Genomic DNA, 26,128 nt, shown 5'->3' on the forward strand with positions numbered 1-26,128 from the left:
CCTTTGGTCCTGACCCCTTTGGTCCTGACCCCTTTGGTCCTGACCCCTTTGGTCCGCTTTCGTCCGAGTGCTTCCGTGTGACGCAGTCGCAACGCCTCTCTTCCCTGCCCACGATGGCGCGTCGCGGCTGACTCTTCCAGTGCTACCCGGCACTCAGCTCCGTGCAGTCAGACGACCAGCGCATCCCCGACCGCGCCCGCGGAAATTCTTCGGCGTTAGATCCAATATCTGTTTTTCCCCGCGCCATTCAGATCGATTGCGCGGCAAGTCCGCATCCACGATGCGTAGACTGTTAATCCGGCAGCAGGCCCTGCGCAACGCAGTGCGGGGGCCTTGCCAAGGTTGGCGCGAGGCGTCGACTGTGATCAGCGTGAGTACCCGGCCGACGGATCGCCGGGTCATGTTTTCGGTTACGCCGCTTTGAAGCGCGTGACGGGCACGGCAGCAGCACCTTGCGGAAGGTCGGCGCCGTTCAGGAAAACCTCGGGCTGGTCATCTTTTATGGGATAACTCAAGGACGCTTACAGCCATGCTGAACATCGAAGGACACCTGACTCATTTCGCCAACCCCGCCGCGAACGCCGATCAATCGTATCCTGAAGCGTTGAAGGACATCCTGAGCCTTGCCAAGGCCGGCGAGGCAATCCGGGAGATTCGCACCTGGCCGGGCTACGCGACGACGCCGCTGTACACCCTCACGTCGATGGCGAAAGCTGCAGGCCTTGGGACGATCTACTACAAGGATGAATCGCAGCGTTTCGGCCTGAAGAGCTTCAAGGCCCTTGGTGGCGCCTACGCGGTCACCAAACAGCTGCAGCAGGCGATCGAAGAGCGCACCGGCCGACGTCCGTCGATTGCCGGTCTGCTGGCAGGTGAGTTCAAGGACGATGTGGCCGGGCTGGTGGTGAGTTGTGCAACCGATGGCAACCACGGCCGCTCGGTGGCCTGGGGGGCACAGATGTTCGGCTGCGGTTGCGTCATCTACATTCACCGGGATGTTTCCGAGGGACGCAAGCAAGCCATGGAAGCGTTCGGCGCCAAGGTGATCCGTATCGCTGGAAACTACGACGAGTCCGTGCGCCAGGCCGATGCCGACGCCAAGGCCAATGGCCGCATCATCGTCTCCGACACCAGCTACGAAGGCTACATGGAGATTCCCAAGGACGTCGCACTGGGCTACACCGTGATGCTCGACGAACTCGTCACACAACTCGACGGCGCGATCCCGACCCATGTATTCGTGCAAGGCGGCGTCGGCGGCCTCGCCTCGGCGGTCGGCGGCTATTTCTGGGATCTGTGGGGCACACGTCGCCCGCGCCTGGTGATCGTGGAGCCCGAGAAAGCCAACTGCCTGCAACAGAGCGCCAAAGCGGGCAAGCCGGTCGCCGTCGACGGTGGTCTGGAAACACTGATGGCCGGCCTCGCCTGCGGTGAAGTCTCTGCCCTGGCGTGGATGATCCTCTCGGTCGGCGGCGATGACTTTATGACCATCAGTGAAGAGGCGGTGCCGGCCACCATGCGTCTGCTCGCCAGCGGGTTCGAGCAGGATCCTGCGATCGAAGCGGGCGAGTCTGCAGTACCGGGCCTCGCCGCAGCCGTGATCGCGGCTCAGGACACCGTGCTGTCGAAGACGCTGGGCCTGGACGCGAACAGCCGGGTGCTGGTGATTGGCACCGAGGGCGCCACCGATCCGGAGCTGTACCGCACGCTGGTCGGCTAAGCCCCGCCGGGTACCCGTGGCACCGCGCCGCGGGTACCCTGATTTCACACGCTGTCAGCGTCAGCCGTGCCGCCCCCCACCGGCAGGCACAAACTCACCTTTACCGACGACATCACGACGTTGGTCTGGAAACTGCGCACGTTCGAGTTCTCGAAAAACGCGGTCCGGGTGAAACGCTCGTAATCGTTCATGTCCGCAGCGGTTACGACCAGAATGAAATCCGAGTTGCCGGTCACGTAGTAGCACTGCTGAACGGCCGGGTTGTTCCGCATCCCTTCCTTGAAAGTATCAATCAGATCGGCGCGCTCGCGTTCGAGGCTGACCTGCACCAGGAAGGTCATGTCCCGCCCGACCGCCTTTGGATTGACCACCGAGACGTCCGCCAGAATGACCTGCTGCTCGCGCATCCGCTTGAGCCGGCGCTGCACCGCCGCAGGCGACAACCCCACCTGCTCGGCTATGTCTTCTGTTGTGGTGCGGTTGGCGACCTGGACGATCTCCAGGATGCGGCGGTCGAAACTATCAAGATTTACTGCCTGAGGAAGGGCCATGGCATTGAATCCCCTGCATGCGGTGAATGCACCGATATAGTGAAAATGACTTATTCATGCACCACGCTGGTTATTTAGTCAATCCACCAACGTGACGCTGCATAAATCTGCGGAAATCCCGCAAAACTGAGGTCGATATCGAAGAAATGCGTCCTGTGCAAAGCGTAGCGTACACCTGAGTGCAGAACTTCTGCATTTAGCCCCCAGGCCGTTTGAACGACTGACTTTCCGTGGATGAGCTTGCGTAATGACACGTATTGATTCCGTATTACACAGCAAACCGCTCCAGCACCTGGCGCCCGGTGGGCGGATTGGCGTGATCTCTCTGGCAACCGATTTCAACATCGAACAGGATCTTCGCCGGATCCTGCCGCGCGACGTCGAGGTCTTCACCAGCCGTGTGCGCAACACGAATCCGCTTACGATCGATAACCTGCGCTCGATGGCACCCGGCATCAGTGCCGCCGCCGACACGATCCTGCCCGGCACGCCGCTCGATGCAGTGATCTATGCGTGTACGTCAGGCACGGTGGCGATCGGCATTGACCGAATCAGCGAACTCGTGCGCCAGAGCCGTCCCGGCGTGCCGGTGAGCAATCCGGTCAGCGCGGCCCTGTCGGCCTTCGACACGCTTGGCGCCCGGCGCATTTCAATTCTCACCCCCTATACTGGAACGGTGAATGCGGAAGTGGCACGCCTGTTCGAAAACCAGGGTTACGAGGTTTTGAACATCGCCGGCTTTGGCTTTGAAGACGACACGGCGATGACGTTCATCGACCCCGACGACATCGTCGACGCAGCGCTCGCCACATGCGATCCCGCCGCCGACCTGCTTTTCGTGTCATGCACCGCACTGCGTGCCGCCGCGGTCATTGAGCGAATCGAACGCGAACTGAACAAGCCCGTCGTAAGCAGCAACCAGGCCCTCGCCTGGCACAGCCTCCAACTGGTTAACTACCCCGCCCCGGTCGCCGGATTTGGCCGCCTGATGCAACACGTCGGCGGCAAGATCCATCGTCCCTGACCCCAACAGCTGAGACTCTGACATGTCCCGATTGAGCCCGGCCCTTCTTGCCGACATGACCGAATGGCGTCGCCATCTGCACCGTTTTCCCGAGTGCGGTTTCGACGTTGAACAGACCTCGGACTTCATCGCAGCCAAGCTCGAGAGTTTCGGTATCGAGGTGGTACGCAACATCGGCCACACCGGCCTGGTCGGCGTGCTTCGCGCGGGTGATGGTGCTGGCGCCATTGGCCTGCGTGCCGACATGGATGCACTGCACATCCATGAAAAGAACACTTTTGCGCACCGCTCGCTGCACGAAGGCCGCATGCACGCCTGTGGTCATGACGGTCACTCCACCATGCTGATGGGTGCAGCCGCCGCGCTGGCGCAGAGCCGCGACTTCAACGGCACGGTGTATTTCATCTTTCAGCCGGACGAAGAACATGGCAAGGGCGCCCAGGCCATGATCGACGCAGGGCTGTTCGAGCGCTTCCCGATGGACGCGGTCTATGGCCTGCACAACCTGCCCGGTTTGCCCGCGGGCAGCTTCACGGTGCGCCCGGGTTCGCTGATGGCCAGCGAAAGCAGTTTCGAGATCGTCATCGGCGGCACCGGCGGTCACGCCGCCATGCCGCACACCGGTGTCGATCCGCTCGTGGTTGGTGCGCAGGTGGTCGTTGGGCTGCAAACCATCGTCTCGCGCAGTCTGAGCGCCATTCACGAGACGGCGGTGATCTCGGCCACCGAGTTCATCACCAACGGCACGGTCAACGTCATTCCGTCGGAAGTCACCATCAAGGGCGACTGCCGCTGCTTCACCGAGGCCACGCTGGCAAAGATCGAGCAGCGCATGGAAGCCGTCGTGGCCGGCATCTGTCAGGCAGCCGGCGCGCGTTACCGCTTCGAGTTCATCAACACCTTCTACCCGACGGTGAACAGCGCTGCGGAAACACAGCACGCGGTCAGTGCGGCACGCACGGCGCTCGGCGACGACATGGTCAACGACAGCTGCGATCCATTCACGATTTCGGAAGACTTCTCCAGCATGTTGCGTGTCAAGCCGGGCTGCTATGCCTTGCTTGGCAACGGAACCGAGTCGGTCGGCGGCTGTGCGCTGCACAACCCGAACTACGACTTCAACGACGGCATTCTGGAAAGCGGCGCGCGTTACTGGATTCAGCTGGTACGCGAGCAGTTGCGCTAAACACCCCATCCCACCACCCACTCACACCACCCAAGCAGGAGATAAGCAGATGAAAAAAGTACTCGCAGCCGTATTGACGCTCGGCATCGCCTTCGGCGCCCACGCTGAAACCTGGAAGTTCGCCTCGGAAGAAGACAAGAACGATGTGCAGGACATCTTCGCGCAGAAATTTGCCGAAGTGGTCAAGAAGGAATCCGGCGGTGACATCAAGGTACGGATCTACTACTACGGTCAGCTCGGTACCGAGAACGACATCGTCGAACTCACCTCCAAGGGCACCGTGCAGTTCGTGTCGGTCGGCACGGGCCACCTCGGCTCCTACGTACCCGAAGTTCAGGCCATCAGCCTGCCCTACCTGCTCGGCACCAACGAACCGGTTGTTCGCGAAGTCCTGACCGGCAGCAAGACCATCTACGGCGATCTGGCCGGCAAGTTCGAGAAGGTCAATCTCAAGCTGCTGACCATGTTCTCCGAGGGCGAGGAAGTCTGGGGCGCGAACAAGCCGATCCGCTCGCCGGAAGACTTCGCCAACCACAAGATCCGCACCTTCACGTCGACCATCCCGGTCGAAACCTACCGGACCTTCGGTGCGACCCCGACTCCGCTGTCCTGGGGCGAGGTATACGGCTCGCTGCAGCTCAAGACCATCGACGGCATGGTCAACCCGATCTACTTCATCTACAACGCCAAGTGGCACGAGGTGCAAACCCACCTGATGTACCCGGGCCAGCAGGTCTATGTCGGCACCGTGTCGTCGAACAGCAAGTGGTTCAAGAACCTGTCCGCCGAGAAGCAGGCGATCGTCATGAAGGCCGTCAAGGAAGCCGAAAAGGCAGCCTATGACTACAACCTGAGCATCAACAAGGAGAACATGGCCAAGATCATGAAGGATCGCCCCAACATGCAGGTGGTGGTTCTCACCGAGGCCGAGCGCGCGCGCTTCAAGGAACTGAGCACCAAGTTGCACGGCACCTATTTCGACATCGTCGAAAACGCCTACAAGGACGGTGAGAAGGCTGCCGCTCGCAAGGGTGCAGAGGCAATCATCGCCGGCCTCGAGCAGGAAGTGAAGGCCGCCACGGCCAAGCTCGCCAAGTAAGCGCCTGCTCGCTCACGCACGACATTTTTCACCTCGGAAGCCACTGCCCTGCGGCAGTGGCTGGCAGGAGGAGACATCATGAAAAACGTACTAAGAAAAGTGAGTCGCATCAGCGAGCGAATCGAGGAGTTCATCGTGTGCTTCTCGATCGTGCTGATCATGCTGAACTCAACCGCCAATGCGATGGGCCGCTACTTCTTCGGCAAGAGCATTTTCTTCTCCGAGGAGCTCAACCAGTTTCTGATCGTCTCCGTCACCTTCATCGGCTTTGCCTATGCAGTCAGAAAGGGACGGAACATCCGCATGACCGCAGTCTATGACTCGCTCGGTCATCGTTCGCGAAAAGTCATCACCACGGCCATTTCGATCACGACGGCCATGCTGTTGTTCTACCTTGCCTACAAAGCCTTCTTCTACGTCCAGGAACTCAAGGACATCAATCGACTGAGTCCGGCGCTTGAGTTCCCGGTGTACATCATCTATTCGATCATTCCGATCGGTCTCGCGATGGCCGGCCTGCAGTACCTGATCAGCTTCGTGATGAACCTGCTGCACCGCGAAATCCATCTCTCCCACGACGTCATCGAAGGCGCGACCACCGGACTCGGAGACTCGATATGAGCGGCCTGATGCAGTTCTTCTCCGACATCATTGCCGGCGACCCCGACGTCTACGTGATCACGTTCACGCTGATTGCGGTGATGGTTGTACTGCTGTTCCTGAGCTTTCCCATGGTCGTGCCGCTCGCCGTCGGAGCGCTTATCGGGATGATCCACTTTTCGGACGTCGACACCGGCGTCGTCATCCAGCAGATGGTCACGGGCATCTCGCCCAACGCGCTGATTGCCGTACCCATGTTCATTCTGGCGGCCGACATCATGACCCGAGGGCATACGTCGCAGAACCTGCTCGGGCTCATTGAAGCGTTCGTCGGCCACATGCGTGGCGGACTGCCGATTACGACCTGTCTGGCGTGTACGCTGTTCGGCTCGGTCTCCGGATCGACCCAGGCCACGGTGGTGTCGGTGGGCCAGATCATGCGCCCGAAACTGCTCAAGGCCGGGTACAAGGACAGCTTCGTGATGGCGCTGATCATCAACGCCAGCGACATCGCCTTCCTCATCCCGCCGAGTATCGGTCTGATTTTGTATGGCACGCTGGCCAATGCCAGCGTCGGCGAGCTGTTCATCGCCGGCATCGGGCCCGGCATCGTGCTCGCGCTCCTGTTTTCGGTGTACTGCTACATCTACAGTGTGCGCCAGGGCGACCTTGTTGCCGTGGTTGAAAAGACCACCATGGCGCAGAAGCTCCAGGCGCTCAAGAAGGCCCTGTGGCCGCTGGGTTTCCCGGTGCTGATCGTTGGCGGCATCTATTCCGGCATCGTCACGCCAACCGAAGCCGCTTCGTTCTCGGTGCTCTATGCCATTGTGGTCGAGTGCGTCATCTACCGCGAACTGGGGCTGCGCGATGTCCTTGATTCGGCCCTGAGCACCGGACTGATCACCGCCGTCGTCTTTGTGCTGGTCGGCATCGGACAGGCCTTTTCCTGGTACATCTCCTTCGAGCAGATTCCACAGGCCCTGCTCGAACCGCTTGACCTGTCCAGTGCCTCGCCCGAGTACCTGCTCTTCATCATCGCCGTGACCTTCTTCGTCGGCTGCATGTTCGTCGACTCGCTGGTCGTGCTGCTGATCCTGACACCGATCTTCATGCCGGCCGTTGCCGCAGTCGGGCTGGACCCCATCCTGGTCGGCGTCATGATCACGCTGCAGATGGCCGTCGGCTCCGCCACACCGCCTTTCGGCTGCGACATCTTCACCGCCATCGCCATCTTCAACCGGCCATACCTGGAAGTGATCAGGGGCACCCTGCCGTTCATCCTGATCCTGACCCTGATGACCGCACTCCTGATCTATTTCCCCGGCATCGCGCTGCTGTTGCGCGACCTGGCATTCAAGTGATCGCCACCCGTTTTCGAGAGACCCGCAATGACAACTGAACTGACCGCCCCGGCACGCGGGTTCGAGCGCGCCGAATTTGAGCAACGTACCGCCAGACTTCAGGAAGCGATGGCTGCGCAAGGCATCGACGCGGTGTTCTTCAGCACCGAACCGGAGTTCCGCTATTTCAGCGGCTTCAAGTCGCAATTCTGGGAGAGTCCGACGCGCCCGTGGTTCCTCGTCGTGCCATCGCAAGGACGCCCGATTGCGGTGGTACCCGAGATCGGTGTCGCAGGCTTCGCCGAAACCTGGGTCGATGATGTCCGCAGCTGGCCCTCGCCGCGGCCGGAAGATGACGGCGTGTCCCTGCTCGCCGATACGCTGGGCAGCGTCGCGCAGCGCCATCGGCGCATCGGCGCCATGCTCGGCCCGGAGACCCACCTGCGCATGCCGGCGGCCAACTTCGCCACCCTGCAGGCAAGTCTTGGGCAGTGCGAGATGGTCGATGTATCGACCATCGTCCGCCAGTTGCGAAGCGTCAAGTCCGCCGCGGAAATCGGCAAGGTCCGCTTTGCCTGCGAAGTCACCGCCGCCGGTTTCGATTACCTGCTCACGCACCTCAAGGCCGGCATGAGCGAGCGCGAAGCGTGCAAGGCCATGCACATCGAGATGCTGCGGCTCGGCGCCGACGCCTGCCCTTACCTGATCTCGGCATCCGGCCCCGGTGGTTACGACAACATCATCATGGGACCAAGCGATCGCCGGCTCGAAGAGGGTGACGTACTGATCATCGACACGGGTGCGAACTTCGACGGCTATTTCAGCGATTTCGACCGCAACTATGCTTTCGGGCAGGTCGATCCGACAACGCACCAGTCCTATGAAGCGGTCTTCGCCTCCACCGAAGCAGGCCTGCGCACCGCGGCGCCGGGTGCAACGACAGGCGATGTGTGGCAGGCCATGTGGTCAGTGCTCGAAGATGCCGGTGCGCTGGGCAACGACGTGGGACGGATGGGTCACGGACTGGGGATGCAGCTCACCGAATGGCCCTCTAACGTGCCCAACGGCGACGTCGTGCTGCAAGCCGGCATGATCCTCACCCTCGAACCGGGCATGACCTTTGCCCCGGGCCGGATGATGGTGCACGAGGAGAACATCGTGATTACCGATTCGGGCTGCGAACTGCTGCACAAGCGGGCCTGGCCCACCCTGCCCGTCATCGGCTGAAAAAGCTTTACTGCGCCACCACGAGGCGCCTTCGGGCGCCTTTTTCTATTGCTCAGAGAACAACAGCATGCAAACGCGGACCACCGGACTGCTTCTCAGCCTCGCAGGCGTCACCCTGATCTCGCCCGATGTACTCGTCATGCGCTGGGTGGACCTCGATCACGCCAGCGTGCTGATGTGGCGCGGGCTGTTCATGACGCTGGGTTTCAGCGCAGTGGTGCTGTATCGCTATCGTCTCGCCGCCCTGCGCGCCATCAAGCGGGCCGGCCGTCTCGGTGTCGCGAGCGGATTCTGTTTTGCCCTGAACACCACTTGCTACACGGAGGCGATTCAGCGCACCAGTGCGACCGCAACGGTGATGATCATCGCCACTGCGCCGGTGTTCGCAGCGCTGATAAGCTGGCTGGTACTCGACGAGCGGATCGACCGCAAGACAGCCATCTCGATGTTCGTCACCCTGATCGGCATCGCCATCATCGCGACGGACGGCGGCGGTCAGAACGATATGCTGGGCAATCTGTTTGCCGTGTGCACCGCCATCTTCCTTGCCATCAACTTCACGCTTGCCCGTCTCAAGAGCAACATCGACCTGACGCCCGGCCTGATGTTCGGTGGAATGATTGCGGCGACCTTCGGCCTGATGCTCGGCGGCGCCCCGCAGGCAGACACGGAATGGACCCAGCTCGCTGCCATCGCGCTGACCGGTGCGATTCTGATGCCTATCGGTTTCACCTTGCTGCAGATCGCGCCCCGCTATACGAGTGCGACCGAGGTGAGCCTATTCCTGCTGTTCGAAGCGGTTCTTGGCCCGGTCTGGGTATGGCTGGTCCTGAACGAGGCCCCAACCCGCACAACCCTGGTCGGCAGCGTGATCATCATTTCTGCACTGCTCTACTACGGTGCACCGGCTAGCTGGGGCACCCGGTTGCGCCTGCGCCTGGGCATGTCGTCGCGCTGACATCGTGGTCGCCTGCGCAACCGTCAGTCGCGCGCTTGCGCAGACCGACGGTACGTTGGCGGGCTGATGCGCCACCACAAGCGCTGACGCCCGCTGGCAGCGTATCAACAGCCCCTGTTTACCGCGCCATCAGAGACGCGACAGCAACTCCGACTTCTTGCTCGCGAACTCGTCCTCGCTGATGAAACCCTTGGCCTTGAGGTCACCCAGCTTTTCGATCGCCGCAAGAACATCCTCGCTGGACGCGCCACGCACCTGACTGGCCGGCTGCGAACTCTGGGGAGCCTGCGGCGCCTGGCTCGGCGACTGCGGCGACTGCGGCGACTGCATTCCCTGCGGAGCCACCGGCGGGGAATACGGCTGGCCGTTGCGGGACACCAAGGGCAGCGAGGCCAGGTTCACGGTGCCATACTGGCTGCCAAAGACAATGTCACTGCCCGAGCCCTGCTGCTGGGAGAATCCGCCAATGCTGTGATCCAGGGTGTCATAGACCCAGACTTCGCCGCCAGTCTTGACCGCGAGGCGACGCGCACCGCCAAAATAGGCGTAGCGCACGTTGTTCTGCGATCCGGTGGCATTGGGCGCACCGAGATCCTGCGGCCACCAGTTGTCCTCGGGATCGGGTACGAACAAGCTTGAACGTCTAGCCGGACTGCCGTTGGCCTGGTGCTGGAAACTTCCGCCCCCCTGGCTCTGCGACTGAAAGCTGCCCGAGCGCAGCAAACCGGGCTGATTGACCAGAATGTTCGAAATTTCCGAACACAGACTGTCGACCCGGCCCTTGAGGTAGTTATTGAACATGTCGCCGAGCATGATCATGCCGCCGCGCATCCACTGCCCCGAGCCCCCGAATTCGCCATGGCTGAACTGAGCCTGGCCGCCGTTTCCGTTGAGTACGGCAAACAGCATGTGCGTGACCGCATCCGTGCTGAATCCGTGACGTGCGGCCAGATCGCTGACGATCATCTGGCCTTGTGAAGTAAGTTGTTGCATTGTTGATTTCCGGCTGAGGGTGGTCGGGCGCAAGGTCGACCTGAAGAGGAGCGGCGGTTCGGTGCTGCAGCATATGCCGCGAAACCTGAACACATCGGTTCTGAAATATCCCGCATCTGGCAGGACGGCCTTTGAGCAAAAGGCGAAGGAGACACCGATGCTAACACTGACAAGCGACAATTGCGCGACCAACTGCCCTGGCGCCGTCGGCGACTGACTGATCAGGCTCCGCCCCGCGCTGCCCGTCTTGCGCCACACCACAGCACAGAACGTGACCCAGGGCGCGATCCTGCAACCGCGCCGCCCTGGAACTATGGGCTTCCAGCCGACAGATCAGAAAGAAAACTCCGCACCAGCGGTGGGGGCGCGAGTCGCCGGCGGATGGCAGTGAAGCGTGACACCAGCACCATGCTCTTTGGGAGTATCTGTACCAGCTCCCCCCTCCCCACCCACTGCGCCGCGTAGTGGATTGGGAGAAAGCCGATGCATCCCGCCGACAGGATCAGGATGGCCTGCGCCTCGATGTTATCTACGGTGAACGCCGCAACGCTGACGTTCAGCAGATCCAGATCGCGCCGCCTCAGATAGCCCCGGGCAACGACCTGTTCGCTGCGCACCCGCGCCAGCATGTCACCGTCCACGCCGCCGATGTCCGCCTTCAGTACAGCGTGGTCAGCTGCACAGAACAGGCCATGCGGCTCGTCGTAGAGCGGTAGCGCCGCCAGACCCGGCACCTGGAAGGGGAAGTGACCGACGGCCAGGTGCAGGCGCCCGTCCAGCACCCGTTGCTCCAGCTCGCTGGGCGTACCGATATACACATGCACCCCCACGTCCTTTCCTCGTGCTAGAAAGCGCTGAATTGCGCCCCTCAGCGGTGATTTCGTGTCGGTGACCGTGTTGTCGATCAGCCCCAGGTTCAAGGTGCCCGAGAAGGTCTTTTTCAACTGATCGGCCTCAAGCCGAAACCCGTCGACCGCGCTCAGCAATCGTTGCGACGCCTCATGAATCGCCCGTCCCTCTTCGGTCAGGCGGAATCCCCCACGACCGCGTTCGCACAACCGGGCGCCCAGCCTTACCTCGAGCTGGGCAAGCTGCATGCTGATGGTCGACTGGCCCACATTCAGTTCGGCCTGAGCAGCCGACAGGCCACCGCACCGCACTACAACATCAAAAACCCGCAACAGACGCAGATCCACATCGTGCAGCTGCTTCATCCCTCACCTCTCTCACATGCGGCCCTGCCCATGCCCACTCACCAGGCTGGTGCAATGCACCAGGATAAATCATCGATGATCACCGATGTGATCTTTCGAAACTTAGCATTTTATCGATACATGATGACCTCTAGATTGGTCCCCAAGGCAAGCGAACACACGCTGCAAGCATGGAAACTCCGAAGGAACGCCAACATGTCCGATAACAGCTACGACCAAGGTCGACTCAACCTGCCCTTCGTGGGCCACTGTACCTTCGCCAAGTCACGCCCCTGCACCGACTGGGATCACATTGATGCCGACGTTGCAGTACTGGGAGCGCCGAACGACATGGGCACGCAATGGCGCCCAGGTGCGCGCTTCGGCCCCCGGAGCATCCGCGAAGCGTCGACGCTGTTCTCGTTCGGGCACGCCGGTGCCTACGACCACGAGGACGACACCATGTATCTCACCGAAGACCAGGTACGGATGGTTGACGTGGGTGACGCCGACATCGTCCATACGGATCAGGCCAAGAGCAACGCCAACATCGAGTATGCAGTACGCAAGCTCCTCGAAAAGGGCGCCATGCCCGTCGTGCTCGGCGGCGACCACTCCATTCACGCACCAGTGATCAAGGCCTTCGAGGGGCGCGGTCCGATCCACATCCTGCACGTCGATGCCCACCTCGATTTCGTCGATGAACGGCACGGTGTGCGCTACGGCCATGGCAACCCGCTGCGTCGCGCATCCGAGCAGAACCATGTAAGCGGCATGACCCAGATTGGCATCCGCAATGTTTCCTCGTCCAACCGCAGTGATTATCAGGCGGCCCGGGACGCGGGCTCGACCATTCTGTCGGTACGCCAGGTGCGCCAGCTCGGTACCGCCGGTGTGCTGGCGCAGATTCCCGAAGGGGTGTCCTACTACCTGACCATCGATATCGACGGTTTCGACCCGTCCATCGCACCGGGCACCGGCACACCGAGCCACGGTGGCTTCCTTTACTACGAGGTGCTGGAAATCATCCAGGCCCTGGCCCGTCGCAGTAGTGGGCAGATCGTCGGCATGGACCTCGTCGAAGTGGCGCCGGCCTACGACCCCACGGGCACCACCTCCATCCTCGCAGCCCAACTCTTGCTCAACAGCATCGGCTTCATTTTTCACGCCCGGAAGCAGGCCGCGGGCTGACACGATGCGAACCCTTCCTCGCGGTGTGCGCGCTTGAGATACATGGTCACCTCAGTACGGTGAGCCTGCTGCTGGAGCGTGGCGCAGACCCCGCCTTCAAGTCCAAGGATGGACAAACCGCACTCGATCTGGCCAGACAGTACCGGCATTCACAGGTGGTCCAGAAGCTCCTGGACCACCCCCCGCGGAAGGACTGAGTTCGCGCCCCCCCTGCCTTTCAACAGACCTTGCCGTGAGTGGCGCAAGCTGCAATGCTTGCGCCTCGCTGGAAGAGAACAAGACAGGCCAGTGACCACAACGTGGTCGTCAACTTACCCAATTGGAGCGTTCAGATGTTCAGTCATGTATTCGTTGGTGCAAACGACCTTCCGGCATCGAAGGCATTTTACGATGTCGTGCTGGGGACGCTTGGCCACGGACCCGGTGTCATTGATCCGAAGGGTCGTTGTTTTTACGTTAACAAGGGCGCCATCTTTGCGCTGGCGACCCCGATCAACGGCGAACCCGCCTGCCACGGCAATGGCAGCACCCTTGGCTTTGCAGCCGAGAACCCGGCGCAGGTCGACGCCTGGCACGCAGCCGGCGTCGCCAATGGGGGAACGAGTTGTGAGGATCCTCCGGGTGTTCGCGAAGGCACGTCCGGCAAGCTGTACCTTGCCTACTTGCGCGATCCGTCCGGCAACAAGATCTGCGCCCTGCACCGGCTTCCCTGATTCTGCGCCGAGGTGCCGTCCGCTGCGCGCTCGGCACCTCGCACGGCACTCGTTCAGGGCGACGATGGCCTTCGGGCCATCGGGTCTTGCCGGCGCCCCTCTTGCCCGTTCTCAGTCGAGTCCGGCCCGCTGCAGACGGGCCTGCAGGTCCGCGATCTCGTCGAGCAGATCAAGCACGATGCCGACGCCCTGTGCATTCACTTCCATGTCGTGGGTCAGCCAGCGGGCCTTGCGGGCACGCCGCAGCGAGGCGCCGGTGAAGCGCCAGTCCTCGGGTGCGTCACCACTCGGCTCAAGGATACCTTCGTTCACCCAGGCGACCACCGACGCCTCAGGCGCATTACAGGCCTGACACAGCTCCGCCAGTGTCAGCTGAACCTCTTCCTCGACGATGCGGATCGAGGTGATCTGGATATGTGTTGTACTCATGGTCGATCATCCTTTCGTGGCCGCACGGGGATCGAAGTCGAACGTCTCGGCAAGCGCCCGGTAGGCTGCCTTCTGTGCCTCGCTGTCGGCTGGCGGCGCCACAATTGAAACGACAAAGTACAGATCGCCAGCGGGACTGCCGGGGATGCCCTTCCCCTTCAGGCGCAGCTGCCGCCCCGCCGTCGTGCGCGCAGGAATCGTGAGCTGCACCGGGCCTTCAGGCGTGGGCAGACTCAGCGAGCAGCCAAGCGCCGCCTCCCACGGTGCCAGCGGCAGGGCCGCGAACACGTCGCGTCCGTCCACGCGGTAGCGCGGATCGGGATTGAAGCCGACCTCCAGAAACAGGTCACCGGCCGGCCCCGCCCCCATGCCCGGCTCGCCCTGGCCGGCCAGGCGCAGATGCTGCCCTGCGCGGATGCCTTTCGGAATGGTGATGTCGAGCTGGCGCTCCTGCAGCACGACACGGCCATGTGCGTCCACTGCAGGCATGCGCAGGCCGATGCTGCGTTTGGCGCCGCGGTAGGCGTCTTCGAGATCGATCAGCACCTTGGCGTGATGATCCTGCCCCCGGGCATGCCCCCGCCCCCCATGCGCGGTGCGCGCGTGGCGGCCAAAAAGGGCTTCGAAAAAGTCGCTCGCATCGCCGTGCGTCTCGGCACCGTCGCCGCGGAACTCGAACCCGGCATCCCAGTCCGGCGGTGGCTGAAAATCGTCGCCGCCTTTCCACTGCTTGCCGACCTGATCGTATGCGGCGCGCTTTTCCGGGTCCTTCAGCACGGCATAGGCTTCCCCGATCTCCTTGAACCGCAGCTCTGCGTCCGCGTCCTTGTTCACGTCGGGATGGTACTTGCGCGCCAGCTTGCGGTAGGTGCGCTTGATCTCGTCCTGGGTGGCGGTGCGCGGAATGCCGAAGACTTCGTAGTAGTCCTTGAATTTCATGTTCCTGGCCCCTCGATGTTCCAGCGCATGGCATCAGCCGCACATGAACCGGATAGATCCCGACCTCCCCCCATCCGGCTCACGATCGATCGACATTTGCCACAGGATGAGCTGAGCAGAATAAGACTGCGTTGGCTCGAAGGCAGGCAGCCCCGATCAAACATAGACCCGCAAAATGGAAATGTCGATTTCCGCACTCATGAATACGCAACTGCGGAGATAAACAACGAGCACCGAGTGGGACAACAACCCGCCAGCCGTGTGCTCAGCGCGTCATCGGGAGCGCCGCCCCCATCACTGCGAACATGCCTCCGCAGACGCGGTTGAACTTGCGCCCGGTGCGCTCGAGGAGCGGGCGAATGCGATGGGCGAGCCGCGCGAGCAGATACTCGACCGCGCATTCCACGACGGCAAAGGTCGCCGCCATGATGACGAACTGCAGCAGCAGATCGGCGTGCGGGTCGATGAACTGCGGCAGGAAGGCACCGTAGAACAGCAGCACCTTGGGGTTGGAGATCGCCGCCAGCAGGCCCTGGCGGAACAGCGTCGTCCGCCGCGTATCGACCATGCTCGCGTCCGGCTGAAGCTGCAGGGGTGGTGCGCGCCACAGCTGAAAGCCGAGCCACACCAGGTAGGCGCCACCGATCCACTTCAGTGCGATGAGTGCGTGCGCGGAGGTCTGCAGCAACGCGCCAATACCCAGCATCGACAGTGCGATCAGGCTGACGAAACCGAGCGCACCGCCGTATACGGTGAACAGGGTCTTGCGATGTCCGTGCAGGGCGCCATGCGTGAGCGCGAGCAGGCTGTTCGGGCCAGGCGTGAGCGACAAGCCAATGACCGCGACCAGATAGATCAACCAGATGTGTAACTGCACCAGACGCTCCCTGCCCCAATCCGGGCGAGAAAAAGTTGAACGCAAACCTGAGAAATCCATGAGCCAGGCACCGCAAACCCTGGCGCTCACCAGTGAGCGAGAATGTACCACCCGATCAGACCGGCGGCACCGGTAAGGATTGTGACGACATTGATACGCTGAATCCATTTTCTCTACACAATTGGTCGCTACAGTGTGCTCATCCGCAGGCACGTGCTTGCAGACTCACAGGAGCAGTCTGATGATTAAGGTAAAACAGTCCTTCTCGCGCGCGGGCTTCGTGGCCGCTGTCGCATGCGTTTCCGGCCTTCTTCTCGCGCAATCGGCCATCGCACAACAGGGCGGTCCGCGCAAACCGCCACAGGAGGCACTGGACGCGTGCAAGTCCCTGAGCGACGGCGCCACTTGCAGCTTCAGCGCGCCTTCCGGCACTGTCAGCGGCACCTGCGCCGCGCCCGAGGGCAAGCCACTCGCCTGCCGCCCCGCGGATGGTCCGAACGAGAAGTCGCGTCCGCAGAAGCAGCAGTAAGCACGCGCGATTCAAGCCGGCTCGTCCGTCGCAAACAGCCGGAGACCAGTGCAGCTTTCGAGCCCGGACTGGTCGTGGGAAGCGCCGGAGAAGGATTTCCACGGGCTCCCGCGGCCGGGCAGGTTTTGTCCCTCAACGCAGTCGTCGTAAGATCGCCTCAACGGGGCCAGCATCGCGTGGCCCGCATGCCGGGACAGTCATCACCGCGTGCCACAAGGACATGCGGCCTGGCCGTCGAAGCGCGCCTGAAGCCCTGTATTGTTGAGGCGACACCGAGTGGATGAGATCACAAGAATCGTGGTGTACGCGGTTTGTGCAGGGGCCTGCATTCCCCTGGGCGGCGTACTGGCGAAGTACGAGCGCCTGCGACCGTCGTGGCTGGAGAACGAGTTCCGGCACTCCGTGATTGCCTTCGGCGGCGGCATTCTGGCGGCAGCGGTCGCCCTGGTGTTGATTCCCGAAGGCACCGAATACCTTGACCACTCGCTATCGAGCACCTTTTTCTTCCTGCTCGGCGGCATTGTGTTCTTTGCGCTGGAGCGCTTCCTGGGGCTGCAACGCCGCGAGAAGCCGCAATTCACCGCGATGCTGCTCGACTACATTCCGGAATCCCTGGCGCTGGGCGGCGCCCTGGCGGCAGGATCGCGGGCGGCGCCGCTGCTGGCCCTGTTCATCGGCCTGCAGAACATCCCGGAGGGCTTCAACGCCTACCGTGAATTGAAAGCTGCAAAGCAGACGGACGCCTCGCGCATCCTCCTTCTGATGCTGATGCTCGTTCCCATCGGGCCGGTGATCGCCATTCTGGGCTGGCTGTACCTGGGGGACAGGCTCGAACTCCTTGGCGCAAGCATGCTGTTCGCCTCGGGCGGCATCCTGTACCTGATCTTTCAGGACATCGCACCGCAGTCTCACATGCGCCGCCACTGGGCGCCACCGCTGGGCGCCGTGCTGGGTTTCAGCGTCGGCATGCTGGGCAACAATCTGGCGGGCATGTACTAGACTGATCCGGTCCGGTGCAGCCGCTCATGCTTCGTACGCGTCGCCGCGCCTCCTTTCCCTCGGAACGCCATCTGATGAACCGGGATAGCTATAACGCCATCGCCCCGTCCTGGGACGCCGCCCGCGTGGGTTTCTACGGACGCGAGCGCGACTACGTGGATACACTGCTGTGTGGTCTGCCTGCTGGCGCGAAGGTGCTCGATCTCGGCTGCGGAACCGGCAGGCCGATTGCGGAATACATTCTTGCCGCAGGCCATGCGCTCACAGGCATCGATCAGTCCGAAGCGCTTCTGGCACTGGCCCGCGAACGCTTTCCGCAGGCCACATGGATCCACGCCCGGATCGAATCCTTCAGCACCGAAGAACGCTTCCACGCGATCGTGTGCTGGGACGCGCTGTTTCATATCGACCGCACCATGCATGAATCACTGCTGAGGCGTTTTGCCGCGATGCTCCTGCCGGGCGGACGCATGATGCTGACCTGCGGCGGCTCCGAACACCCCGCGTTCACCGACACCATGTTCGGCCAGCCCTTCCATTACGACTCGCACCCGCCGGAGATCGTGCTCGAAATGCTCACCGGGCTCGGCTTCGAAGCGCTTGTGTCGGAGTTCATGAACCTGCCCACGTCAGGCCGGGACAAGGGGCGCTACGCAGTCGTCGTGCGCAAGGCCTGAGCGCCCCCTGAATCGCCACGCCCGCTTACGCGCCGGGCTGAGCGCCCGGCCTCGCGGCACTCGCCAGATCCGGCTCGCCGCAATGCGCGAGGATGTGCTGGCGCACGCCGTTCCGCAGCGCGAGCACGCCATGCCAGTCTGAAGCTTCGGGCACGACCGGCGGACAGATGGTGACACAGAGCGGACCGGGGCGCGGACGCCACGAGTCTCCAGGCAGAATCCGGCGGGTGCCGGTGATGGCGATCGGCACCACCGGCAGGTGGTTTTCCGCCGCAACCTGAAACGCACCGAGGCGAAACGGCCGCAGCCCGGGGCGTGCGGTAAAAGTGCCTTCGGCAAAGAAGAACAGCGGCGGGTTGGCGCGTGCCGCGGTCGCCAGCGCCTGCGCATCGGCTACGCCACGACGCGAATCAAATCGTTCGACGAAGTGCGCCCCCATGCGCTCGAACAGCGGACGCATCACCCGGTTGCTCTTGAACTCTGCCTTGGTGACGAAGGCGACGGGGTGCGGCAGCACGGACGCAAGCACCAGCCCGTCGGCATAGCTTGCATGGTTGGCCACCAGCACGCAGGGACCGGTGGGCAGATGTTCCAGCCCGGCGACCTGCAGACGATTGCCACTCAGTACGCGGAAGACACGCGCCAGCTGATGCACCACCGCCCAGCGCTGCTCGAGCCGGGGCAATGTGAAGATCCCCACGGCCGCAATCGGTGAGAGCACGGCGAACAGAACCCACACCCAGGTCCCGTAGAGCCTGGCGCCGACATGACGCGCAAAACCGCGCACCCTGCCCGGCACACTCGCCACAAACAGCCGCGTCGCCTGCAGCCAGGCCGCGCGGCCGGCGGCACCCAGCGTGCCATCGAGCCAGGCATCGCGAATCGCTGCGCGCCGGATCTTGCCACTCGAGGTTTTCAGCACCGCGTGCGGCGGCGCGAGCACCACCACATCGGGCGGCAGGCCCAGCTCGTCCGCAGCGGCGGCGACAATCCTGCGCTCAAGTGCCTGTCGGGCAGCGGCATCCTGCTCACGGGTTTCTGCGACGACGACCAGCTGTTCGCCGCCGTGCCGGGCGTCGGCAGCACCGAAGACCGCCACGCAGCCCTTGCGCACCCCCGGCAGCTCGCCGATCGCATGCTCGAGGTCGTACGGATAGAAATTACGCCCGCCGCGAATGATCATGTCCTTGGCACGGCCGGTGAAGTACACCTCGCCATCGGCGAGATACGCGTAGTCGCCTGTCACCAGCCAGCCATCGTGAAACAGGCCTGCAGTGGCATCGGGATTGCGGAAATAGCCTCGCGTCGCCGACGGGCCGCGGAACTCGAGACTGCCGACGACACGTTCGGGCAGCTCGCTGCCGGCATCGTCGACGATCCGCAGTTCGTGCTCCGGCAGCGCTGAGCCGCAGGACACGAAGTGCATCGCCGATGCATCGTCGGCTGCCGCGCCTTCGGCAACTCCATTGCGTGTCAGGGCTTCGCGCCCGACCGCATCGATGCGCGCCCCGCGCCCCGGAGGCGATACGGTGAGACCGACCGAACACTCGGCGAGCCCATAGACGGGGGCGAGCGCTTCCGGCCGCAATCCGTAGGCGCCAAACGCCTCGCGAAAGCGCTCCAGCGTGGCGGGACTGATCGGTTCGGCGCCGTTGGCCGCGAAGCGCCAGGACGACAGGTCGAGCCCGTCCAGCGGCTGCCCGGCGAGACGCTTGACGCACAGATCGAAGGCGAAGTTCGGGGCCGCGGTGACCGTACCGCGGTGACGATGGATCGCCCACAGCCAGCGCTCGGGGCGGGCAAGGAAATCCAGCGGCGACATCAGCACCAGCGGATAGGCGTGATACACGCTGCCCAGCCAGGCGCCGATCAGCCCCATGTCGTGGTAGAGCGGCAGCCAGCTCACCGCAACATCGGTCGAGCTCAGCCCGACCCCACGCCCCCAGGCGCGGATGTTGGCGAGCAGGTTGGCGTGGGTGAGCATCACGCCCTTCGGATCGCCGGTCGAGCCCGAGGTGTATTGCAGCAGTGCCAGGTCATCCGCACCGGCCGGCACGCGCAGCAGCGGTGCCGCATCGAGCTCGCCGGGCGTGAGCACCTTGTACAGCGTCGGGCACAGCCCGGTCAGCATCTGCGCCAGCGGACGCACACGGTCGAAGGTAATCATCACCCGCGCTTCACAGTTGCGCAGAATGCCGGCCTGGCGGCGCAGGTGATCCTCGAGTTGTGCAGGGCGTGCCGGCGGATAGATCGGCACCGGCACCGCGCCGGCCATCAGCACGCCATAGAAGCTGCACAGAAAATCCAGCCCGGTCGGCAGCATCAGCGCAACCGCGTGCCCGGGCTGTACCCCCGCCTGCGCCAGCGCCCCGGCAACCCGCGCCGCCGCATCGGCGAGCTGTCGGTAGCTCAGGGTCTCGGTTTCGTCCTCGCTGCGGTAGAAGGTGACGTGGATACGTTCGGGGTGGCGCGCAACATGCCAGTTCAGCACCTCGACCAGCGTCGATGCGTCCTCCGGACTGCCTGCAGTCTGTTCGGGCGTCGCCAGCGCCACCTCGCCGGTCCGCGCCGCCGGCACCGGGCGGTGCCCGGCGACTTCGAGCGCAGCCAGCAGCTGACGCGGCGTTTCCACCCTCCCCAGCGTGTCGTCCGGAAGTCGAACATCGAAGCTGCGTTCGACACGCGCGAGGAGCTCGACCCGCGCCAGACTGTCGAGGCCCAGGTCGCGGTCGAACTGGCTGTCGAGGCCGGCACGCAACAGCGCCCCCGGCTGGAGCTCACGGATGACCGTATCGACCAGGCTCAACAAGGCATGGCCATCGTGCTGCGGGTCGGGTTTCAAGAATTTCTCCATGCGTGCGTACCTGCAGACCTCCCCTGATAAAGGCTTGAGCCGCGCCGCCAGCGCGTGCCCCGTCATGCGGACAAGCTGCGGCACCTGCCGCCCCCACCCTGACTACGATGCTCAACACGCATGAAGATTCCCCGTGTGCCACCACAGCGAGGACGCTGCAGAAGCTCGCGCACTGTTCAAGGAGAATCCCGCTGTCCTTGACTCGTCATTCGAAGTTGTTAAGCTTGCGGCCTGTTTTTCAGGTGCCTGAACGCAAATCCATTGCGTTCGGGGTAAACGGGAAACGGGTGCGCTCTTCGAGCAATGCCCGTACTGCCCCCGCAACGGTAAGCAGATTCATCCCTTCGGCCGTGCCTCCCGGCATCGGCAGCCACTGCGCAGATCGCGTTCAACGCGGCGTGGGAAGGCGAAGGGGTTTTGTCGAACCCTGGTGTTCGGCAATCTGCGAGTCCGGAGACCGGCCTGGAATCGAGAGAAATAGGCAGTGGCGGGGTGCCACACAGGTTTCGTTTTCTGTTCTGTCCGCCCCTTCCCCCCGGCTGTTTCACGTGATCAATTGCAAGCCGCGAGCGGGCGCGCCGCGGCAGGACACCATTTCATGCCTGAACTGTTACGCCCTTCCCGCTGGCCGGGACTTGGGGCCATGCTGTGCCTTTTCTCGCTGCTGTTCGCGCAACCTCTGCAGGCCGCCGACCGCAGTGTGCTGAGCATCGTGTCGGACCGCTCCGCACCCACGCTGGTCGCCGGCGCGCACGAACTCCTGAGCGCGCGCAAGGGCCAGGTCATCCACATCCGCAGCGTCAGCCAGCTGGCAGAAATGGACGACAGGCAGCTGCAGGCCCTGATCGCGGAGCATCAGGCCGTGCTGATGATCGCGGTGTTCGGCGAGCCCGTCGAGCGCCTGTTGAACATGCCTTACCCGCACGGGCAGACGCGCATGGTGCTGCACAGCGACCGGCGCCTGCTGCCGCTGCAGCACGACCGCAATGGCAGCATCTTCGCCAAGGACATCCCCGAAGCGATCGTCAGCGAGAAGGCGGCCCTGAGCGGCACCGATGAGCTGTCCCGGCTCAAGGCCGCGCAGCCGCGCCATGCCGACTGGCTGCAGGCACGCGCGTACTGGGTGAATCGTTCGGTGGACAACGCCGCCAGCCTGCTCGACCTGGTTGCCAGTGGCGGTGTGCGACAGAAACCCGTCACCCTTGTGCCGGCCGTGCGCACCGCCCTGCATGACAAGGGTGGCGTGCGCTGGATGGATGCAGCGGAACTGGGCCGGCAGATCGACCTGAACCGCCGCACCCTGTGGATTCTGGATCACGACACTGGCGATCTGGCAGGCGAATGGGCGCTGCATCAGCAGCTGTGTGCGGCGCAGGACTGGCAATGCGTGTCGGTACTGGCGGCCTGGGGGCCACCGAGCGTGAGCGCGGTCGACACCATCGCGGCGCTGACGGCGAAGCAGCGCGGCGCAAGCGCGATCGTCGCGGTGCAGGATTTCGTCATCGGCGGCGGCGAAGGCCGCGAAACGGTGAGCGCGGCACTGGAAAAGCTCGATGTGCCGGTTCTCAAGGCGCTGCGCATGAGCGAATGGTCCGAGGCCGACTGGCAGCTGTCTGATCAGGGCATTCCGCGCGACGCGATCCACTACCGTCTCGCCATGCCCGAACTGCAGGGCGTGAGCCAGCCTCAGGTGGTGGCACTGGCCGAACCCGCCCAGCTCGACCCGCTGACCGGCGCGCAGGTCTCGCGCAGTAAGCCTGTGGTGCCCGAGATCGAGCGCCAGGCGCGGCGCCTCAACAACTGGCTGCGGCTGCAGGAAAAGAAGAACGCCGACAAGCGCATCGCCATCGTCTATTACAACCATCCGCCCGGCCGCCACAACATTGGCGCCGACAACCTCAACGTGCCCGAGAGCCTGCTCGACATGCTGCGCAGCCTGAAGGCCGCCGGCTACAAGACCGGCGACCTGCCCGCCGACGGCAAGGCCCTGCTCGACCTGCTTCAGGCCAGCGGCGTGAACCTGCCCGAAGACCGGGAGGCGCTGCAGGACATGTCGAAGCGGGTGCAGACCCTGGCGGCGGCCGACTACGAGTCGTGGTTCAAGACCCTGCCCGCCAGCGTTCAGGCTGAGATGGTGAATGGCCCCCTCGGCGCACTGCAGCAACTGATGCAGGATCAGACGGCGTCGATTGCGGGGGTCGAGTCGATGAGCGAACGTCTGGCGCGAATCGGCCTGCTCAGGCAGCGCATGGAGAGCACCGTCAGCGACCTGCAGCACGCGCTCGACGGCCTGCGGCACAAGGGCCGCCCGCGTGCGCTCGATCTGCTCGCACAGCTCGAAGTGGCCTATCGCAACGCCCTCGATGCGCTGGCCAGGGGCGAGGCACCGCAATGGCAGGCGAGCCAGCAGCTTGCACAGGCACTGATCGCAATGCAGATCGAGGGCATTCGCGGCTGGGGCGCTGCGCCCGGCAGGGTGATGGTGTGGGAGGGCCGGCAACTCATCCCCGGCGTGCGTTTCGGCAATGTCTTTCTCGGGCCGCAACCTCCGCGCGGCTGGGAGCTGAACGAAGAGTTGCTGCACGCCAACATGTCCTTCCCGCCGCCGCACCAGTACCTCGGCTTCTACCATTACCTGCAATCGGTATTCAAGGCCGACGCGCTGGTGCATGTGGGCCGCCACTCGACCTATGAGTTCCTGCCCAAGCGCAGCGCGGGCCTGAGCGAGAGCGACTACCCGAGCCTGGTCGCGGGCGACCTGCCCGGCATCTATCCCTACATCGTCGACGGCGTGGGCGAAGGCATTCAGGCCAAGCGCCGCGGGCTCGCCGTAATGGTGGACCACCTCACGCCGCCGCTGGCGATCACCGAGCTGTACGACGACCTGCTCGAACTGCGACAGCTGATCGAGAGCGCCGAAGCTGCCACCGACGGCTACACCCGCAGCGAGGCGGTGCAGACGCTGCGCCGCAAGATCGACAGCATGGGCCTGCGCGAGGAGCTGACCGCCAGCATGGACGAGGAACTCAAGGTGCGCGGCATCGGCTTCGACGACATCGACGAGGCGCTGCTGCTGCACGAGGTCGGCCACTACCTGACCAAGCTGCAGGAAGATTTCATGCCCCTCGGCCTGCATGTGTTCGGCCGCGGCTGGTCGCGCGATGCGATCGACACCATGATGAAGTCCATGCTCGACGGTGGCGCGCCCGACAGCGCCGAGGCAAGGCGCTGGCGCGCGCAGCTGCAGGCCTCGCCCAAGGCCGAGATGGCCGCGCTCATCAGGGGGCTGGATGGCGGATTCGTCGCACCCGGCAAGGGCAACGATCCGATCCGCACGCCCGAGGCGCTGCCGACCGGGCGCAACTTCTATGCACTCGACGGCAGCCTGCTGCCCACCAAGCTCGCGTACGAAACCGGTTCGACGCTTGCCGGCCAGGTGCTCTCCGGCGAGACCGGCGTGGCCGCCTACACCAAGGAAGTGGCGGCGAACAAACAGGGCGTGATCCTGTGGGCCTCGGACGCGGTGCGCGACGAAGGCGCGATGATCGCGTTCGGCATGAAGCTGCTCGGCGTGCGTCCGGTGTGGAACAGCCGCGGCATCGTCAAGGGGCTTGAGCGCCTGCCACTGGGCAAGGACCAGCCGAAACGCTACGACGTCGTGTTCACCACGTCGGGCCTGTTCCGCGATCTTTACGGCCAGCACATGTTGCTGCTGGACAAGGCCGGCCTGCTGGCGCTCGACGCCAGCCGCGACCGCATCGTCAGGGACTACCCCGCGCTGGCGCTGGCGCTCAAGGAAGCGCTGAAGCCGCTGGGCGAATGGCAACGCGGCGGCGACGAAGCGCTGGAACTGAACCAGGTTGCCAACAACTGGGTGGACCAGGCGCGCAAGCTGCTCGCGAAAACCCCCGGCATGTCCGCCGCCCAGCTCGGCCGCAGCGCCAGCGTGCGGGTGTTCGGCATCACCCCCGGCGCCTACGGGGCGGGCATCAACCGCATGGTCGAGCGCTCCGGTTCGTGGCAGGACCGCAGCGAACTCGCGCAGGTCTTCATCAAGCGCATGGGCCATGCCTATGGTGCCGGCCTGCAGGGCGAAGCCGCGCAGGATCTGTTCCGCCAGCAGCTGGACGGCATCTCGCAGACCTTTCTCGGCCGCGCGAGCAACCTCTACGGCCTGATGGACAACAACGACGCCTTCGACTATCTCGGCGGCTTCAACCTCGCGGTGGAAAGCCAGCGCGGCAAGGCGCCGGCGAGTGCGGTGATCAACCACGCCAACGGCAAGAACCTGAGCATCGACACCCTGCACACGGCCCTGCTGTCGGAACTGCGCGGCCGCTACCTCAACCCGCAGTGGATCAAGCCCCTGATGAAGGAAGGCTACGCCGGCGCACGCACCATGGGCAGCGAGTTCATCGAATACCTGTGGGGCTGGCAGGCGACGAGCCCCGAGATCATCGACGAACGCGTGTGGCAGGAGGTCAAGGCCGTCTACGTCGATGACCGCCTCGAGCTGGGGCTGGACACGTTTCTCGCCGAGGGCAACAACCGCTACGTGCAGACGAACATCCTCGCGGTGATGCTGGTCGCCATCGACAAGGGTTTCTGGAAGGCCGACGCAGAAACCGTCAGGCAGCTGGCCGAACGCTTTGCCGACAACATCGTCGAGCACGGCAACCCGGGCAGTGGCCACACCCATGCAAATCATCCGATGTACGCCCTGGTGAAAGCGAACATTGCGCCGGCCAAGGCGGAAGCGCTGGAGGCGGCGCTGGCGAAAAGCCGGCTCGAGGCCGCTGCGCAGGCTGAGGCCTCACCGAGCCATATCCAGGAAGTCAGCCTCGACGACCTGAACCGGAGCGCGGCGGACGATCCGTCGCAGACCGCCGCTGACAGCAATGCGCCGACGGCGGACGAGGCCATCGACAGCGAGACTGAAACCCAGACCTCCGACTATCTGCCCTGGCTGCTGGCGCTTGCCCTTGGCCTGCTGCTGCTTGGCGCGCTGCGCGGGCGCGCAACCCGATAA

At 63.7% G+C, this 26,128-nt stretch carries 22 protein-coding genes and 1 riboswitch; of the genes, 15 read left to right on the plus strand and 7 right to left on the minus strand.

Annotation, left to right across the window (positions count from 1 at the left end; all coding sequences use genetic code 11):
- Positions 1-529: 529 nt before the first annotated feature.
- Positions 530-1,720 (plus strand): diaminopropionate ammonia-lyase, encoded by a 1,191-nt coding sequence (locus AC22G6_RS09110; RefSeq protein ID WP_487366519.1) that lies wholly within the window; start codon positions 530-532, stop codon positions 1,718-1,720.
- Between the two features lie 44 nt (positions 1,721-1,764).
- Here AC22G6_RS09110 and AC22G6_RS09115 read toward each other — a convergent pair whose 3' ends face one another.
- Positions 1,765-2,271 carry an Lrp/AsnC family transcriptional regulator gene (locus AC22G6_RS09115; protein ID WP_487366520.1) on the minus strand — a complete coding sequence of 169 codons (507 nt, stop codon included), beginning with the start codon at positions 2,269-2,271 and terminating at the stop codon, positions 1,765-1,767.
- 247 nt (positions 2,272-2,518) lie between these two features.
- On the opposite strand from AC22G6_RS09115, the gene AC22G6_RS09120 reads away from it, so the two are divergent.
- The 7 genes from AC22G6_RS09120 (at position 2,519) to AC22G6_RS09150 (ending at position 9,705) form a co-directional block, all read left to right on the plus strand.
- On the plus strand, positions 2,519-3,295 hold the full coding sequence (locus AC22G6_RS09120) for a maleate cis-trans isomerase family protein (RefSeq protein WP_487366521.1): 777 nt from the start codon (positions 2,519-2,521) through the stop codon (positions 3,293-3,295).
- Positions 3,296-3,317: 22 nt separating this feature from the next.
- Positions 3,318-4,481: a M20 aminoacylase family protein gene (locus AC22G6_RS09125; RefSeq protein WP_487366522.1), complete on the plus strand. Its 1,164-nt coding sequence runs from the start codon at positions 3,318-3,320 to the stop codon at positions 4,479-4,481.
- Between the two features lie 49 nt (positions 4,482-4,530).
- A complete protein-coding gene (dctP, locus tag AC22G6_RS09130; RefSeq protein ID WP_487366523.1) occupies positions 4,531-5,580 on the plus strand; it encodes a TRAP transporter substrate-binding protein DctP in 1,050 nt (349 codons plus the stop codon).
- A gap of 78 nt (positions 5,581-5,658) precedes the next feature.
- A complete protein-coding gene (locus AC22G6_RS09135; RefSeq protein WP_108948428.1) occupies positions 5,659-6,201 on the plus strand; it encodes a TRAP transporter small permease in 543 nt (180 codons plus the stop codon).
- Positions 6,198-7,541, plus strand: coding sequence for a TRAP transporter large permease (locus AC22G6_RS09140; RefSeq protein ID WP_487366524.1), 1,344 nt, complete (start codon positions 6,198-6,200; stop codon positions 7,539-7,541). The genes AC22G6_RS09135 and AC22G6_RS09140 overlap by 4 nt, the downstream gene beginning before the upstream one ends.
- Positions 7,542-7,568: 27 nt before the next feature.
- A complete protein-coding gene (locus AC22G6_RS09145) occupies positions 7,569-8,747 on the plus strand; it encodes a M24 family metallopeptidase (protein ID WP_487366525.1) in 1,179 nt (392 codons plus the stop codon).
- Between the two features lie 67 nt (positions 8,748-8,814).
- Positions 8,815-9,705 (plus strand): DMT family transporter, encoded by an 891-nt coding sequence (locus AC22G6_RS09150; protein WP_487366526.1) that lies wholly within the window; start codon positions 8,815-8,817, stop codon positions 9,703-9,705.
- A 129-nt stretch (positions 9,706-9,834) separates the two neighbouring features.
- On the opposite strand, the gene AC22G6_RS09155 is transcribed toward AC22G6_RS09150, so the two are convergent.
- Positions 9,835-10,698: an SHOCT domain-containing protein gene (locus AC22G6_RS09155; protein WP_487366527.1), complete on the minus strand. Its 864-nt coding sequence runs from the start codon at positions 10,696-10,698 to the stop codon at positions 9,835-9,837.
- Between the two features lie 311 nt (positions 10,699-11,009).
- Entirely contained in the window at positions 11,010-11,894 is an 885-nt protein-coding gene (locus AC22G6_RS09160; protein WP_487366528.1) for a LysR family transcriptional regulator, read from the minus strand.
- A 213-nt stretch (positions 11,895-12,107) separates the two neighbouring features.
- On the opposite strand from AC22G6_RS09160, the gene speB reads away from it, so the two are divergent.
- The 3 genes from speB to AC22G6_RS09175 all read left to right on the plus strand — a co-directional run bounded on the left by speB (position 12,108) and on the right by AC22G6_RS09175 (position 13,795).
- Positions 12,108-13,082: an agmatinase gene (gene speB, locus AC22G6_RS09165; protein ID WP_487366529.1), complete on the plus strand. Its 975-nt coding sequence runs from the start codon at positions 12,108-12,110 to the stop codon at positions 13,080-13,082.
- Between the two features lie 23 nt (positions 13,083-13,105).
- Positions 13,106-13,279 (plus strand): ankyrin repeat domain-containing protein, encoded by a 174-nt coding sequence (locus AC22G6_RS09170; protein ID WP_487366530.1) that lies wholly within the window; start codon positions 13,106-13,108, stop codon positions 13,277-13,279.
- A gap of 135 nt (positions 13,280-13,414) precedes the next feature.
- A complete protein-coding gene (locus AC22G6_RS09175) occupies positions 13,415-13,795 on the plus strand; it encodes a VOC family protein (protein WP_487366531.1) in 381 nt (126 codons plus the stop codon).
- A gap of 111 nt (positions 13,796-13,906) precedes the next feature.
- On the opposite strand, the gene AC22G6_RS09180 is transcribed toward AC22G6_RS09175, so the two are convergent.
- From AC22G6_RS09180 to AC22G6_RS09190, 3 genes are all read right to left on the minus strand, one after another.
- Positions 13,907-14,224, minus strand: coding sequence for a chaperone modulator CbpM (locus AC22G6_RS09180; RefSeq protein WP_108948437.1), 318 nt, complete (start codon positions 14,222-14,224; stop codon positions 13,907-13,909).
- A gap of 6 nt (positions 14,225-14,230) precedes the next feature.
- Positions 14,231-15,163 (minus strand): DnaJ C-terminal domain-containing protein, encoded by a 933-nt coding sequence (locus AC22G6_RS09185; RefSeq protein ID WP_487366532.1) that lies wholly within the window; start codon positions 15,161-15,163, stop codon positions 14,231-14,233.
- A 265-nt stretch (positions 15,164-15,428) separates the two neighbouring features.
- Positions 15,429-16,040: a LysE family translocator gene (locus tag AC22G6_RS09190; protein ID WP_487366533.1), complete on the minus strand. Its 612-nt coding sequence runs from the start codon at positions 16,038-16,040 to the stop codon at positions 15,429-15,431.
- Positions 16,041-16,281: 241 nt separating this feature from the next.
- Between AC22G6_RS09190 and AC22G6_RS09195 the strand changes: the two genes are divergently transcribed.
- The 3 genes from AC22G6_RS09195 to AC22G6_RS09205 all read left to right on the plus strand — a co-directional run bounded on the left by AC22G6_RS09195 (position 16,282) and on the right by AC22G6_RS09205 (position 18,245).
- Positions 16,282-16,569, plus strand: a complete 288-nt coding sequence (locus AC22G6_RS09195) for a hypothetical protein (RefSeq protein WP_487366534.1) — start codon at positions 16,282-16,284, stop codon at positions 16,567-16,569.
- A 276-nt stretch (positions 16,570-16,845) separates the two neighbouring features.
- Positions 16,846-17,568: a ZIP family metal transporter gene (locus AC22G6_RS09200; protein WP_487366535.1), complete on the plus strand. Its 723-nt coding sequence runs from the start codon at positions 16,846-16,848 to the stop codon at positions 17,566-17,568.
- A gap of 26 nt (positions 17,569-17,594) precedes the next feature.
- Entirely contained in the window at positions 17,595-18,245 is a 651-nt protein-coding gene (locus AC22G6_RS09205) for a class I SAM-dependent methyltransferase (RefSeq protein WP_487366536.1), read from the plus strand.
- A 25-nt stretch (positions 18,246-18,270) separates the two neighbouring features.
- On the opposite strand, the gene AC22G6_RS09210 is transcribed toward AC22G6_RS09205, so the two are convergent.
- Positions 18,271-21,087 carry an AMP-binding protein gene (locus AC22G6_RS09210; RefSeq protein WP_487366537.1) on the minus strand — a complete coding sequence of 939 codons (2,817 nt, stop codon included), beginning with the start codon at positions 21,085-21,087 and terminating at the stop codon, positions 18,271-18,273.
- Between the two features lie 235 nt (positions 21,088-21,322).
- Positions 21,323-21,579, plus strand: a riboswitch (cobalamin riboswitch).
- 118 nt (positions 21,580-21,697) lie between these two features.
- On the opposite strand from AC22G6_RS09210, the gene AC22G6_RS09215 reads away from it, so the two are divergent.
- The gene (locus tag AC22G6_RS09215) at positions 21,698-26,128 is read left to right on the plus strand and encodes a cobaltochelatase subunit CobN (RefSeq protein WP_487366538.1); all 4,431 of its coding nucleotides are present in this window, start codon (positions 21,698-21,700) and stop codon (positions 26,126-26,128) included.

The sequence above is a fragment of the Parazoarcus sp. PS-13 R2A genome (assembly GCF_057621855.1).

Bases quoted from the DNA above. Each gene is read 5' to 3' on its own strand.
- AC22G6_RS09185 (WP_487366532.1), bottom strand. From the start codon at position 15,163: ATGAAATTCAAGGACTACTACGAAGTCTTCGGCATTCCGCGCACCGCC.
- AC22G6_RS09155 (WP_487366527.1), bottom strand. From the start codon at position 10,698: ATGCAACAACTTACTTCACAAGGCCAGATGATCGTCAGCGATCTGGCC.
- AC22G6_RS09120 (WP_487366521.1), top strand. From the start codon at position 2,519: ATGACACGTATTGATTCCGTATTACACAGCAAACCGCTCCAGCACCTG.
- AC22G6_RS09125 (WP_487366522.1), top strand. From the start codon at position 3,318: ATGTCCCGATTGAGCCCGGCCCTTCTTGCCGACATGACCGAATGGCGT.
- AC22G6_RS09150 (WP_487366526.1), top strand. From the start codon at position 8,815: ATGCAAACGCGGACCACCGGACTGCTTCTCAGCCTCGCAGGCGTCACC.
- AC22G6_RS09140 (WP_487366524.1), top strand. From the start codon at position 6,198: ATGAGCGGCCTGATGCAGTTCTTCTCCGACATCATTGCCGGCGACCCC.
- AC22G6_RS09175 (WP_487366531.1), top strand. From the start codon at position 13,415: ATGTTCAGTCATGTATTCGTTGGTGCAAACGACCTTCCGGCATCGAAG.
- AC22G6_RS09215 (WP_487366538.1), top strand. From the start codon at position 21,698: ATGCCTGAACTGTTACGCCCTTCCCGCTGGCCGGGACTTGGGGCCATG.
- AC22G6_RS09205 (WP_487366536.1), top strand. From the start codon at position 17,595: ATGCTTCGTACGCGTCGCCGCGCCTCCTTTCCCTCGGAACGCCATCTG.
- AC22G6_RS09145 (WP_487366525.1), top strand. From the start codon at position 7,569: ATGACAACTGAACTGACCGCCCCGGCACGCGGGTTCGAGCGCGCCGAA.
- AC22G6_RS09180 (WP_108948437.1), bottom strand. From the start codon at position 14,224: ATGAGTACAACACATATCCAGATCACCTCGATCCGCATCGTCGAGGAA.
- AC22G6_RS09110 (WP_487366519.1), top strand. From the start codon at position 530: ATGCTGAACATCGAAGGACACCTGACTCATTTCGCCAACCCCGCCGCG.
- speB (WP_487366529.1), top strand. From the start codon at position 12,108: ATGTCCGATAACAGCTACGACCAAGGTCGACTCAACCTGCCCTTCGTG.
- AC22G6_RS09195 (WP_487366534.1), top strand. From the start codon at position 16,282: ATGATTAAGGTAAAACAGTCCTTCTCGCGCGCGGGCTTCGTGGCCGCT.
- AC22G6_RS09135 (WP_108948428.1), top strand. From the start codon at position 5,659: ATGAAAAACGTACTAAGAAAAGTGAGTCGCATCAGCGAGCGAATCGAG.
- dctP (WP_487366523.1), top strand. From the start codon at position 4,531: ATGAAAAAAGTACTCGCAGCCGTATTGACGCTCGGCATCGCCTTCGGC.
- AC22G6_RS09115 (WP_487366520.1), bottom strand. From the start codon at position 2,271: ATGGCCCTTCCTCAGGCAGTAAATCTTGATAGTTTCGACCGCCGCATC.